We start from the raw sequence: 13527 nt of genomic DNA, 5'->3' as shown, positions 1-13527 counted from the left end.
TCCTGACAATGAAACAAACAACATCCGCTCTGGCATTGTTGGCTGCCGTTGCATTGAGCGGCTGCACAGCTAACGCCACGCCAGCCAGTAACCCGCTGGCACAGGAAAAAGCAATCGCACCGGCAGCAACGGATATTCAGCAACGCGCACTGGCTGACGGCTTGTATGAAATGGCGCTGAGTCCTGCGGGTGATACGCTGTACGTCGCCAGCGCGGAAGGGTTCAAAGATGTTCAGGGTGGGGTGGTTTACAAGCTGGATCCGCAAACGCTGAAGACCATCGGTCTGAGCCACACCGATCTGAAAAACTTTGGTATGGCTATCTCGCCAGACGGTAAAACGGTGTATGTCACCAACTCTCTGGATGGTGGTCTAAGCGCGCTGAATGCCGCAGACGGCAAAGTGAAGAATCGCGTGCTGTTCCCGGAACGTAACCCGCAAGGTTTCCCATACGGTGCGCGTCAGGTACTGCTGCATAACGGTCTGCTCTATATTGGCGCCGTTGCCGATCCGGCGGTGATCTGGGTGGTTGATGCCGAAACGCTGAAACTAAAAACCCGGATTAAAAATACCGGTAAATGGATGACCGGACTGCATTACTCAGAAATGACGCAGCGTATTTATGCGGCAAATGGCGGCGGTGAAATCCTGGTTATCAACCCGCGTACTCAGCGCGTTGAAAAACGCTGGCAGCCGCTGGGCGATAAACCCGCGTTGCTGTTGAATATGGCGGAAGACCCGCAAACCGGTCGCCTGTTTGTCACCGACAATTCCAAAGCGAAAACGACATTGGTGTTGGATATTCATACGGGCAAGCTGCTCAAACAACTGGATATCGGGGATTCTCTGGCGGTGAAATTCAATGCGAAGCGTAATGAAATCTATATTACCCAGCGTGATTCCGGAAAACTGCTTAGCCTAAACGCAACGGATTACAGCGTGAAGAAAAGCTGGGAGCTCCTCCCCAATCCAAACAGCCTGTTGCTCTCTGCTGATGGCCAAACCTTGTTTGTCACCGTGAAACAGAAATTCAATAAAGACCACTCCACCTCCGCGCCAGATAACGTGGTGCGTATTGATCTGAATAAATAATAACAACATGTTGCCGGGGCGCTCTCCGGCAACGTCGTCAGACTTTTAATGGCATGGCTATGGACAACACTAAAACATACGCACAATTAATGAGAAAAACTGTGCTGGCCGCTACTATTGGCGCGCTTTCCGGCACGGTGAATGCTGCTGAAACCCCGACAGAAGCGGAAGATACCATTGTCGTACAGGCTGCAGAGGGACGTGATTTTAAACCCGGTGGCGATACGTTACTGCCTGCCTTCCTCGACGGCCAGGTCGCCAATGGCGGCAGGCTGGGGATGCTTGGTCAGCAAAATGCCATGGATGTGCCATTTAACGTTATAAGCTACACCTCAAAACTGGTCGAAGATCAGCAAGCTAAGACCGTAGCCGATGTTGTCGCCAATGACGCGAGCGTGCAGGCGGTGCAAGGCTACGGTAACTACGCAGAGACATACCGTATTCGCGGTCTGAAACTTGACGGCGATGATATGACCTTTGGTGGATTATCAGGTGTGCTGCCGCGCCAGGTGGTGGATACGCAGATGATTGATCGCGTTGAAATCTTTAAAGGCGCGAATGGATTGCTCAATGGCGCGGCCGGTAGCGGCGTTGGCGGGATGATTAATCTTGAACCCAAGCATGCAGACGATACGCCGATCACACGCCTTGGTATGGACTACACCAGTGACTCACAGGTGGGAACGTCGCTCGATGCCGGACGTCGTTTTGGTGACAATAACCAGGTCGGCGCCCGTGTGAATCTGTTGCATCGTGAAGGGGAGGGGGCGGTTGACGACGATAAACGTCGTACCACGCTGGCATCGCTGGGACTGGATTACCGTGGCGACCGTTTCCGCAGTTCATTAGACGTCGGGTATCAAAAAAAGACGTTTCACGGCGGTAACATGGGGATCAATGTCTACTATGTGCCATTTGTCCCCGATCTGCCGAAAAATACGCACAACTATAGCCAGAGATGGGGTTATAGCGATATTGAAAATGAGTTCGGAATGGCGCGCACGGAATATGATCTGACCGATAACTGGACCGCTTATGCTGGTTTAGGTGCGCAGCACGCGCATGAAATTGGTTTGTACAGTGCCCCGGAAATATACAACCAGGCCGGTGACGCCAAAGCCGGACGCCTTGATACCAATCGTATTATTGATGCGTTCAGCGGGATGGCAGGGCTGCGCGGGAATTTTGATACGGGTTTTGTGTCACATAAGGTTAATGTAGGTTATTCCGCCGTCACTAAAGAAGACAAAATCGCCTGGCGCATGGGGTCACGTGCCGCACGTCCGGACGTCAATATCTACGATACGCAAGCTGTAGCAAAACCAGCGGTGACGGCGACGGGAGGTAACTATAGCGATCCGTTAACCAGTGGACGTACGCGTAGCCAGGGGTGGTTACTCAGCGATACGTTGGGCGTGCTTGATGATCAGCTTCTGTTTACCGTCGGTGCCCGCCACCAAAAGGTCGTGGTACGTGATTACAACAAAGAAACAGGCGCTGAAAACGTTAAGAACAGTTTTGATGACAGCCGCTGGATGCCGACGTACGGTGTCGTATATAAGCCGTGGCAGGAACTTTCTCTTTATGCGAATCATACCGAATCGCTACAGCCTGGCAGCACCGCGCCAAGCAGTGCGGTGAACTACGGTCAAAGCACCGGAATCATCCATGCAAAACAGAATGAGGTTGGGGTCAAAACAGACTTTGGGCGTGTAGGCGGTTCACTGGCGCTGTTTGAAATCAAAATGCCGGTTGCGCAGTTGGATAGCCAGACCCGGTATTACGCAATCAACGGTGAGCAGCGTAATCGTGGCGTGGAGCTGAATGTATTTGGTGAACCGGTGTTAGGACTGCGGCTGAACGCCAGTGCAACGTGGCTGGATGCGACGCTCAGTAAAAATCAAAACGGTATCAACAACGGTAAGACGGCAATCGGCGTACCGGACTTCTATGCGGTGCTGGGGGCTGAATATGATATTAAACCTGTTGAAGGACTCACCGCGACGGCACGGCTGAACCATTCTGGCGCTCAGTATGCCAACGCGGAAAATACCAAGAAACTCGACAGTTTTACCACACTGGATTTAGGTGTGCGTTACCGTATGTCACTCAATCAAAATCAGAACCAGATGATTTTGCGTGCAGGGGTCGATAACGTCACCAACGAGAATTACTGGTCAGGTATTGATGATACCGGGACTTATCTGTTCCAGGGCGAGCCACGCACGCTGAAGGTTTCCGTCAGTTACGACTTCTGATTTTTTTCCTGGGCCTCGGTGCGTTGGGCAAGGATGCCCGGCGTATCCAAACGATTGCGCCTTGCGACAACCAGGTTGAAATGTTAAAAGAAGCCCCTTCAATAAAAACCACACAGGGGTAGGGCGTGAAAAACGCGTCAACTGCATCTGACACCAGCGTGTCTGATGCCGCGTCGACGAATGAACCGACGCTTCAGCGGGGGTTGCAAAACCGCCATATTCAGTTAATTGCGCTGGGCGGCGCAATTGGTACAGGCTTGTTTCTGGGAATCGGCCCGGCTATTCAGATGGCGGGACCTGCTGTATTACTCGGTTACGGTGTTGCCGGGATTATCGCGTTTCTGATCATGCGTCAGCTGGGCTAAATGGTGGTTGAAGAACCCGTTTCCGGATCGTTTGCCCACTTTGCCTATAAATACTGGGGTCCGTTCGCGGGTTTCTTGTCTGGCTGGAACTACTGGGTGATGTTTGTGCTGGTTGGCATGGCAGAACTCACCGCAGCCGGAATTTATATGCAGTACTGGCTGCCTGATGTCCCAACCTGGATTTGGGCCGCGGCTTTCTTCGTGATTATCAATGCGGTCAACCTGGTCAACGTGCGTCTGTATGGCGAAACGGAATTTTGGTTTGCGCTGATCAAAGTCCTGGCGATTATCGGCATGATTGGCTTTGGTATCTGGATGCTGGTTTCCGGCAACGGTGGCGAACATGCAAGTATTGATAACCTCTGGCGTTATAACGGCTTTTTCGCGACTGGCTGGAATGGACTGATCCTGTCGTTGGCGGTGATTATGTTCTCGTTTGGTGGTCTGGAACTGATCGGAATTACCGCTGCCGAAGCGCAGGATCCGCAAAAAAGTATCCCGAAAGCGGTAAACCAGGTGGTGTATCGTATTTTGCTGTTTTACATCGGCTCATTGGTGGTGCTGTTGGCGCTGTATCCGTGGGTGGAAGTGAAATCCAACAGCAGCCCGTTTGTGATGATTTTCCATAATCTTGACAGCAACGTGGTGGCTTCTGCGCTGAACTTTGTCATCCTGGTGGCTTCGCTGTCGGTGTATAACAGTGGCGTCTACTCTAACAGCCGTATGCTGTTTGGTCTGTCGGTACAGGGAAATGCACCGAAGTTCTTAACCCGAGTCAGCCGTCGTGGCGTACCGGTAAACTCATTGATTCTGTCCGGCGCGATTACGTCGCTGGTGGTGCTGATCAACTATGTGTTGCCGCAAAAAGCCTTCAGCCTGTTGATGGCGCTGGTGGTTGCGACGCTGCTATTGAACTGGATTATGATCTGTCTGGCACACCTGCGTTTCCGGGCGGCAATGCGTCGTAAGGGGCGTGATACTCAGTTTAAAGCGTTGTTGTATCCAGCGGGTAACTACGTGTGCATCGCCTTCCTTGGTATGATTCTGGTGCTGATGTGCACCATGGATGATATGCGCCTGTCCGCTATCCTGCTGCCGGTGTGGATCCTGTTCCTGTTCGTGGCCTTCAAACTGCTGCGTCGCAAGTCCCGCTAATATCTAACCGATCTCATCCTGGTGATGAGATCGGTCCTTTCTTCATGCTACCGATTAACGCTGAAAGACACCTGCCAGGGCGCGAATATCATTTCCGGTAGGGGATTGATGAATGCGTAAACCAAACTCTTCGACGACGGCAAAAATATGGTCGAAGATATCAGCCTGAATACTTTCATATTCCAGCCACACCACCGTATTGGTAAACGCATAAATTTCAATCGGTAAACCGTGGTCATCTGGTGCAAGTTGGCGCACCATTAATGTCATATCTTTGCGAATACGCGGGTGGTGGCGTAAATATTCGTTCAGATAAGCGCGGAAGGTGCCGATATTGGTCATCTGGCGATGATTCAATACGGACTCAGGCGCATCTAATTGCTGATTCCACGCGTCGATTTCCTGGTGACGCGTGGTCAAATACGGTTTCAGCAGATGCGCTTTATGCAATCGCTGACGTTCATCTTCATCAAGAAAATGAATGCTGGTGGCATCGATGCTGATGCTGCGTTTAATTCTCCGACCACCGGAAGCCGACATCCCGCTCCAGTTTTTAAACGAGTCTGATACCAGCGACCAGGTGGGGATCGTGGTGATGGTATTATCCCAGTTGCGCACTTTTACGGTGGTTAAGCCAATATCAATAACCGCACCATCTGCGCCGTATTTCGGCATTTCCAGCCAGTCGCCAAGCTTAAGCATGTCGTTGGCCGAGAGCTGTATTCCGGCCACCAGACCGAGAATCGGGTCTTTAAACACCAGCATTAATACGGCTGCCATGGCACCCAGACCGCTTATCAGTATTGCCGGCGATTGGCCTATCAGCAGGGAAATCATCAGGATCCCGACGAGGATGGCGGCAATCAGTTTGATACCCTGAAATATACCTTTCAAGGGCAACTGGGATGCGGCAGGGAGTTTTTGCGACAGGTTGAGAATAACGTCCAGCAGGGAGAATAAAGACAGCAGGGCGTACATCATGATCCACAGCTGTGCGCAAGTCACTAATATATCTGCCGCTTCACTGCCTTTTTGTAGCCAGAGTGTGGCCTGTATATTGACGATGATACCTTGTAGCGTAAACGCCAGACGGTGGAATAATTTGTTCTGCGTGATAATTTGCAACCACAGACGGGAACTGGTGCTGGCACGTTTTTCAAATGCGCGTAATACCACCCAGTGCAAAATAACGTGAACAATAATGGCGGTGATAAAAATAATGCCAAAAATCATCACCAGCGAGGTGGTGTGATTTATTTCAATGCCGAGTTCTTCTACCTGAGATATCAATTCCTGCATAATGTCTCCTTAATAAACAGCGGTCTATGATGACCGCTGTGTGGAGCTTATGCAAATGTGGGGATCAGACTTCTGTCAGCGTCGTTTCTTGCGGCAGACGTGATTTTGGCAGGGCGGCGTTGAAGTCTTCTACGCTGTGATGACCCACCGGGACCACGACAACGCTGGTGTAACCTTTTTCTTTCAGACCAAACTCTGCATCCATCACTGCCGCATCAAAGCCTTCAATCGGCACTGCATCCAGACCCATTGCTGCAACGCCCAGCAGGAAGTTACCGACGTTCAGGTACACCTGTTTTGCCATCCAGTGGTTGTCATCTTTCAGTTCTTTGCGATGCATATCAGCAAAGAAGGTACGACCTTTGTGGTTTGCGGCTTTGGCTTCAGGGGTGGCGAAGCGTCCATCGCGCTCTTCTTGATCCACCACGCGCTCCAGCCACGCATCGTCCATCGCCGTTTTGGCGCAGAACACCACGACGTGGGAAGCATCCAGCATTTTACGTTCGTTGAACACGAAGCCGCCGGCTGCGGATTTAGCCACCCGCACTTTTCCTTCGTCAGTGCTGGCAACGATAAAGTGCCATGGCTGAGAGTTGGTACTGGACGGACTAAACTGCAGCAGTGTTTTTAATTTTTCGGCCTGCTCAGCGGTCAGTTTTTTAGTCGGATCGAATGCCTTAGTGGAGTAACGTTTTAAGGCGACAGAAACAATATCCATAACTACTCCTGGTGGTTTTTTATACCCTGCGGGTACGTTTTGTTTCAGCAGGGTACAGGGTTAGCGGGAAAATGATAAGACCGAAAAATGCAAAAACACTTATCGACGCTAACGATAAATCAGCCAGGCCGCAGGCGTTTTTGATCCCGCTTAGGCAGGCCGTCTACCACCCGATGCCATGAGTCGTTCACCAGGTCAGTCAGTAATGACTCGCTAATATCATCGCCGGGGTAGACGGATATCCAGTGCTTTTTATTCATGTGATAGCCCGGTTCGATACTGCGGTAAATCTGCTGATTCAGCAGTGATTTTTGTGGGTCTGATTTCAAATTAACCAACGGACGACCGCGCTGCTCTGAGACAATCATAAAAATCTTACCGCCGACTTTGAAGACATCGTATTCCGGGCCGAACGGCCAGCATTGCTCAGTAAAAGGCAGTTCGAGCGCAATACGTTTAGCACAAGCATGCAGCGTTTGGCCGTCCATTATTTTTCCTCGCGGGTCAGTGCGCGCCACATGGCCTCAAACCCCATCGAAATATATTCATTCGCGCGGGCAGGATCGCGGGCGGCAAATTCCATGGTTGTTTCTGCCAGTGAAAGAAAAAGCCCATCACCGAAGGCACGATATTCGTCAGACATAAATTCAGGGCGAACGGAACGATGACATAAATCGCGCAGTTCCGGGAACATATCATCAGCCTGCTGTTCGGTTTCTTTGCTGATCTTTTCGCTGACGGCCAGTTGGCGGATAGTGCGATGTCCACAAGTATGGTCCAGACCCCAGCTAATGTAGCTGTTCCAGATGTAGTGAGTCATGGTTTTGGCATCGGTCACTGAGCGATCCAGATTTGCCATCATTGACTGGCAGAGGTCTTGCTTTAAATGGAGGTAAAGCTCGTTGATCAGATCATCTTTTGTTGCGAAATAGCGAAACAATGTTCCTTCTGCGACACCTGCATTGCGGGCAATTACGGCGGTAGAGGCCGCAATACCTGATTGTGCAAATGCTGCGGTTGCAGCTTCCAGTAATGCCTGTTTTTTGTCTTCACTCTTCGGACGAGCCACTACACTTTACCCCTAAGTCTGTAAAAAAATAGGATTGAATCACGGCCTTTGCAGCACCGCAACGGCGAATGTCAAAGATTGAAAATCATCTTGACGACAAACTTTCGATTTCTATAATGAGTGCTTACTCACTCATAATCAAGAGTCAGTCGCGCAACCCAGCGGAAAGGGTGCGCGTTTAAGGTCAGGATATGAAGCGTCTCACAGTTTGTGTGGTTGTTATTATGCTCATTGCCGCAGCAGCAAGTTTACCGTTTGTCCTCAATGCCGGATTTGGTCAGGCGCCGCAAGGAGCACAACTGAGTCAGGTTGAACAGTCACCACACTATCGTGATGGACAGTTTCATAATCAGGTCCCGACCCCGGGCTATACCGGCAACAAAGGTATGCTGGCGGCCTGGTGGGAGTTTCTGATCGCGAAGCGAGAAAACGCGCGACCCGCGCAGCCGTTACCACTGGTTGCGACCGATCTCGCCAGTTTATCGCCAGAGCAGGATACCCTTGTCTGGCTGGGACATTCCTCGTGGTATTTACAGTTGGCGGGCCAGCGTATTCTTATTGATCCGGTGTTGAGCAATTATGCCGCACCGTTTTCATTCCTGAATAAAGCTTTTGCTGGTGAGTATCCGTGGACCGCGCAGACGATGCCGGAGATCGATCTTCTTATTATCTCGCATGATCATTATGACCATCTGGATCTCGCCACCATCAAGGCCCTGATGCCGAAGATTAAGCGCGTGATTACGCCACTTGGCGTGGGATCGCACCTGCGTTACTGGGGAATGAACAGCGAGATTATTGAGGAACGTGACTGGAATCAATCCGTCAAAGTGACGGACTCGCTGATCGTCCATGTCCTGCCGGCCCGCCATTTTTCTGGCCGGGGGATTAAACGTAACCAAACGCTGTGGGCCAGTTTCATGTTTGAAACGCCGGAACAGAACGTTTACTACAGCGGTGACTCCGGCTACGGGCCGCATTTTAAAGCGATTGGCGAGCAGTTTGGCAAGGTCGATTTGGCAATCATGGAAAATGGTCAGTATGACCCGGACTGGAAGTTCATTCATATGATGCCGGAAGAAACCGCCCAGGCTGCGGCCGATCTCCACGCGAAAGCGGTATTACCCGGACATGCGGGTCGCTTCGTTCTGGCAAAACACACCTGGGATGATCCCTACAAAAGACTGGCACTTGCCAGTCGCCGCCAACATTACCGATTGCTGACGCCGATGCTGGGTGAGCCGGTAGCACTGTCCGAACCGGACCAACAGTTTACGGCCTGGTGGCAGCAGGCAACGCAATGAACAGAGGGGAGAGCATGATGACGATTTCTGCTCAGGTAATTGATACGATTGTTGAATGGATTGATGATAATTTGAACCAACCCTTGCGCATTGATGATATTGCGCGCCATGCGGGGTATTCAAAATGGCATCTGCAACGCCTTTTTCTGCAGTACAAAGGCGAGAGCCTCGGGCGTTATATCCGTGAACGTAAGCTATTATTAGCGGCACGTGATTTGCGAGATACCGACCAAAAAGTTTACGATATCTGTCTGAAGTATGGCTTCGATTCGCAGCAGACTTTCACGCGTATTTTTACCCGTACGTTTAGCCAGCCGCCTGGGGCGTATCGTAAAGAAAATCACAGCCGCACACATTAACGGTATACGGGTTCTCGCGGGTCTATTCTGCCAGCGAGAACCAACGCCGCCAGATGAAGCGCAGTACAAAATATTCAATCACCCCGAGAAGCAAGAACCACAGACAAAACAACAAAGTATAAAACTGATTAAGATCCATTAAATGAAAGGTTGTGACTAACTTTTGCGCCAACACCAGGCCAAGCGAAGGGGCGGGCAGCAGCAGGCAGGAAAGCAGAGCCAACAGCAGTATCCCGGCGGCGGTCATCAGTGATTCAAGCGGGTGTTTCATGGCATTGTTAAACTTGAGTTAAAAAGCCATTGTCCGGGATCTCGTTGGTTAACGCAAACGTCGCACTTAATGCCCCGCCCAGATCTCACAGTGTTTTTTCACCAGTCCACTCAGCGAGCCACCGTTTGCCACAAAATCACGCATGTGCCGTACCTCATTGTGACCCTTTTTCACCTGCTGATGTAAGGTGTGAACGGCACTCGCTGCCCCCACTTTTTCCGCCGACGCAGCGACAGTGTTCAGTAAGCGTAGCGTGTCATCCGCCAGGCAGTGGTGATCCCCGGTATTCACGTCGGTGAGTATTCCTTCCATACCAAAACGACAGGCCTGAAAACGGTTGAACTTGTACAACAGATAATCATTTTCCTGATGCCTGAATGGCCGTTCGGTGAGTAACCAGTGGGCGGTAGCCTGAATTAGACCGGCTATGTTGAGAGCATGCTCAAGGGTCAGCGGGGTATCCATCACCCGTACCTCTACCGTGCCAAAATGCGGACTGGGGCGGATGTCCCAGTGCAAATCTTTAATGCTGTCAATCATGCTGGTATACGCCAGTCGGCGAAAGAGCCTGGTAAATTCCTGCCAGTTGCTTACCCACGGCATCGGGCCATTATCGGGAAATCCGGAGAAAATGTTCAGCCGTGCGCAGGCAAAGCGTGTATCGGCAGCCTGCATATAGGGGGAGGCCGCAGAGAGCGCAATAAAGTGGGGGACAAATCGTGACAGGCCGTGCAGCAGGTAAATCGCATCGTCACCGTTGGCACAACCGATATGAACATGCTGACCGAAAACCGTTGCCTGCTGAATAAGGTAGCCGAAGTTCTCCAGGTTCCGCCGATAGCGTTCGTCATCACACACTTCCTGACGCTGCCATGTCTGAAATGGGTGCGTACCACCACCGCAGATTTCGAGGTGAAGCGTTTGGGCTGCGCGCAAAACAAGGTGTTGTATGGTGGAAAACTGCGCGGCCGCCTGGTCAACATCGCAACACACCCCGGTCGCCATTTCCAGCATACTTTCGGTGATATCGTGCTTCACCTCGCCGACAGTGAGTTCTGACTTCACGGCGTCAATCAACCTGGACGCGTCCTGACTCAGATCGTAGCCCGGAGGATTGATTACCTGCATTTCCAGTTCAATACCTAACGTAAAGGGGTCTGAGACATGAAAATCGGGAAGTGACATCGTGTTCTCCTGAGCGTTGATTTCTAATCAGTATAGAAGGGCGGCGATTTTCTGTTCCGCGTGAGAAATCCCTGACCAGTGCTTTGAAGGTGAAATGGCGGGTGCTATAAATTGGTTTTTGCTTGCATAACAGGGGTTGAACAGTGCCAGAGATAAATCTGTATGGGCAGACGGTGGGAGATGCCCTGCCGGACTGGAATGGCGCAACTGCGCTGCCACGGAGTGTGCTTATCGGACAATATTGCCGTCTGGAGCCCCTGAATGCTGACCGCCATGCCGCCGATTTGTTTGACGCCTACGCGCAGGCACCTGACGAACGTGACTGGACCTGGCTTGCCAGCACGCGTCCGGCGAGCGTAGAGGAGGCCGTGCGCTGGGTCACGGGTAAATCAACGGATGCCACTTTGGTTCCCTATGCGGTGATTGATTTACAATCCGGGCGCGCCGTGGGGTTAGTCTCATTTATGGCGATCGACCTTGTAAATGGCTCGGTCGAGATAGGCCATGTGACCTGGTCGCCACGAATGAAGAATACGGTGCTGGGTACTGAAACCGTCTGGCTGTTGCTGCGCCAGGCGTTTGCGCTGGGCTATCGCCGCGTGGAGTGGAAATGTGATTCCCTGAACATCGCATCCCGACGTGCGGCGGAGCGTTTAGGGTTTATCCATGAAGGGCGCTTTCGCCAAAGGATGGTGCGCAAGGGCCGTAATCGCGACAGCGACTGGCTATCAATGATTGACGATGAGTGGTCACAGTGTGACGCTGTTTTGCAGCGTTGGCTAGCAGCGGATAACTTTGATGAAAAAGGGCTGCAGCGCCAGTCATTGGCGGCATGTCGGCAGCAATAGTACGCTTCAGAAAAATTAACGATGCGCCCGCAGTCAGTACAGTCATGGAATGGGCGCATTTATTATGGGTGCTGATTCACTAACGGGTTTGCCAGCGGGTACGTTCGACGGCGCTTTGCCATTCATGCCAGCGTTTTTGCAGTCTTCCATGGCGTACCATATCGGGCTGGAACGACACGTGATCGGGCAGGTAGTCGTGTAACTGGCTGGTTGCTATACCCAGCAGGTTCTTGCGTGCCAGCAGTCCTGCACCTATCGCGGAAAGTTCAGGGATATCGCTGCGCATGACCGGACAGCCCAGCAAATCAGCCTGATACTGCATCAGCCAGTCATTTTTTGTTGGTCCACCGTCAACCATTAACGCACTGAGTTGAAAGCCTTTGTGCTGGCGCATCGCGGATACAACATCGGCAATCTGATAGGTAATGGACTCCAGTGCTGCACGTACCAGATGTGCGCGCTTTACTCCGCGGCTAAGACCGTGAATCAATCCTCTGGCATCTTCATCCCACCAGGGGGCGCCCAGTCCGGTCAGTGCCGGAACAAAATAGACGCCCAGTGTCGAGTCAACCGTGGCAGGCAGTGTATTGAGCTCGTGCAGCAATTGCGCGTCCGGTAATTCGCTAAGACCTGTGCTATCGGCCATCCATGCGACGGCGTCCCCGGTATGCGGAATATTGCCCTCCAGACCGTAGACCAGGGTATCACCATCATGCCAGGCGATGGTCGTTGCCAACGCGTTCACCGCAGACTGTGTCGTGAATACAGGAGCCATAACGGAAGATCCGGTGCCATAGGTGGCTTTGACACAGCCTTCGGTCCCCAGTCCATGAGCAAACAGCGCGGCATGAGAGTCGCCGATCATCGCCAGAATAGGGATGCCATCAGGTATCGTCGCCAGGCCTTGTGTGACGCCAAAAGGGTAGCTGGAAGGGCAAATTTCAGGCAGTGCCTGTCGTGGGATACCAAACAGCGCCAGCATCTCGCTATCCCATTGGCCACTGTTCAGATTGAGCAATTGCGTACGCGAAGCGTTCGAGATGTCGCAACGAAATGACTGGCCGTGTGTCAGGTTCCACAATAACCAGCTATCGATGGTTCCGAGACATATTTCGGCTTGCTGTGCGAGCGCCATACCGTTGGGAACAGACTCCAGTAGCCAGCGCATTTTAGAGGCAGAAAAGAGCGGGGCGACGGGTAATCCGGTGGCGGATTTTATGTGTGCCTCGCGGCCCTGTTCACGTAATGCACGACAAAAATCGGCCGTCCGCGAACACTGCCAGGTGATGGCAGGGCCGATGGGGCGTCCGCTGGTACGATACCAGCCGATCGCCGTTTCACGTTGATTGCTGATCGCCAGCGCGGCGACGCGATGTGCGCCAACGGCAGCAATGGCTTGTGCCACCACAGCCAGCGATGCTTCCAGCAGCGCATCGCCCGACTGTTCAACCCAGCCTTCGCGGGGCGTGTGGATCGCCAACGCCTGGGAGAATTTCGCGACCACATTTCCCTGGCTATCCAGCGCGACGGCTTTGGCATTGGTGGTGCCTTCATCGAGCGCAACAATAATGTCTTTTTGTGCTGACATTGTTTTCTCCAGCCCCT

Annotated in this window: 12 protein-coding genes and 1 pseudogene; 6 read left to right on the top strand and 7 right to left on the bottom strand. The window is 52.2% G+C overall.

Annotated elements, in window-relative coordinates; genetic code table 11:
• Positions 1-8: 8 nt before the first annotated feature.
• From SK32_RS10140 to pheP, 3 genes and pseudogenes are all read left to right on the top strand, one after another.
• Entirely contained in the window at positions 9-1091 is a 1083-nt protein-coding gene (locus SK32_RS10140; protein WP_048212353.1) for a YncE family protein, read from the top strand.
• A 59-nt stretch (positions 1092-1150) separates the two neighbouring features.
• Entirely contained in the window at positions 1151-3349 is a 2199-nt protein-coding gene (locus SK32_RS10135) for a TonB-dependent receptor (protein WP_048212352.1), read from the top strand.
• 125 nt (positions 3350-3474) lie between these two features.
• Positions 3475-4869 (top strand): annotated as a pseudogene (pheP, locus tag SK32_RS10130) (phenylalanine transporter).
• A 54-nt stretch (positions 4870-4923) separates the two neighbouring features.
• Here the strand turns inward: pheP and SK32_RS10125 are convergent.
• The 4 genes from SK32_RS10125 to SK32_RS10110 all read right to left on the bottom strand — a co-directional run bounded on the left by SK32_RS10125 (position 4924) and on the right by SK32_RS10110 (position 7955).
• Positions 4924-6168 carry a mechanosensitive ion channel family protein gene (locus SK32_RS10125; protein ID WP_048212351.1) on the bottom strand — a complete coding sequence of 415 codons (1245 nt, stop codon included), beginning with the start codon at positions 6166-6168 and terminating at the stop codon, positions 4924-4926.
• Positions 6169-6232: 64 nt separating this feature from the next.
• On the bottom strand, positions 6233-6886 hold the full coding sequence (nfsB, locus tag SK32_RS10120; RefSeq protein WP_048212350.1) for an oxygen-insensitive NAD(P)H nitroreductase: 654 nt from the start codon (positions 6884-6886) through the stop codon (positions 6233-6235).
• 119 nt (positions 6887-7005) lie between these two features.
• Complete coding sequence (locus tag SK32_RS10115) at positions 7006-7374, bottom strand: MmcQ/YjbR family DNA-binding protein (protein ID WP_048212349.1); 369 nt, start codon at positions 7372-7374, stop codon at positions 7006-7008.
• The gene (locus tag SK32_RS10110) at positions 7374-7955 is read right to left on the bottom strand and encodes a TetR/AcrR family transcriptional regulator (RefSeq protein WP_048212348.1); all 582 of its coding nucleotides are present in this window, start codon (positions 7953-7955) and stop codon (positions 7374-7376) included. The genes SK32_RS10115 and SK32_RS10110 overlap by 1 nt, the downstream gene beginning before the upstream one ends.
• A gap of 191 nt (positions 7956-8146) precedes the next feature.
• Here SK32_RS10110 and SK32_RS10105 point away from each other — a divergent pair, with 191 nt between their 5' ends.
• Together SK32_RS10105 and SK32_RS10100 are read left to right on the top strand one after the other, a co-directional pair.
• Positions 8147-9259 carry an MBL fold metallo-hydrolase gene (locus SK32_RS10105; RefSeq protein ID WP_048212347.1) on the top strand — a complete coding sequence of 371 codons (1113 nt, stop codon included), beginning with the start codon at positions 8147-8149 and terminating at the stop codon, positions 9257-9259.
• Positions 9260-9276: 17 nt separating this feature from the next.
• The gene (locus tag SK32_RS10100; RefSeq protein WP_005122005.1) at positions 9277-9618 is read left to right on the top strand and encodes a RamA family antibiotic efflux transcriptional regulator; all 342 of its coding nucleotides are present in this window, start codon (positions 9277-9279) and stop codon (positions 9616-9618) included.
• Positions 9619-9640: 22 nt separating this feature from the next.
• Here SK32_RS10100 and SK32_RS10095 read toward each other — a convergent pair whose 3' ends face one another.
• Positions 9641-9889: a DUF1158 family protein gene (locus SK32_RS10095; protein ID WP_005122002.1), complete on the bottom strand. Its 249-nt coding sequence runs from the start codon at positions 9887-9889 to the stop codon at positions 9641-9643.
• Positions 9890-9955: 66 nt separating this feature from the next.
• Complete coding sequence (locus SK32_RS10090) at positions 9956-11074, bottom strand: YbdK family carboxylate-amine ligase (RefSeq protein ID WP_048212346.1); 1119 nt, start codon at positions 11072-11074, stop codon at positions 9956-9958.
• A 143-nt stretch (positions 11075-11217) separates the two neighbouring features.
• On the opposite strand from SK32_RS10090, the gene SK32_RS10085 reads away from it, so the two are divergent.
• Entirely contained in the window at positions 11218-11922 is a 705-nt protein-coding gene (locus SK32_RS10085; RefSeq protein ID WP_048212345.1) for a GNAT family N-acetyltransferase, read from the top strand.
• Positions 11923-12001: 79 nt separating this feature from the next.
• Here the strand turns inward: SK32_RS10085 and SK32_RS10080 are convergent, their stop codons facing one another.
• The gene (locus tag SK32_RS10080; protein ID WP_048212344.1) at positions 12002-13510 is read right to left on the bottom strand and encodes an FGGY family carbohydrate kinase; all 1509 of its coding nucleotides are present in this window, start codon (positions 13508-13510) and stop codon (positions 12002-12004) included.
• Positions 13511-13527 lie beyond the last annotated feature (17 nt).

The organism is Citrobacter sp. MGH100 (genome assembly GCF_001034465.1).
Lineage (GTDB): Bacteria > Pseudomonadota > Gammaproteobacteria > Enterobacterales > Enterobacteriaceae > Citrobacter > Citrobacter youngae.
The sequence above is the reverse complement of the archived record's forward strand: the minus strand, read 5'-3'. Positions and strand labels throughout refer to the sequence as shown.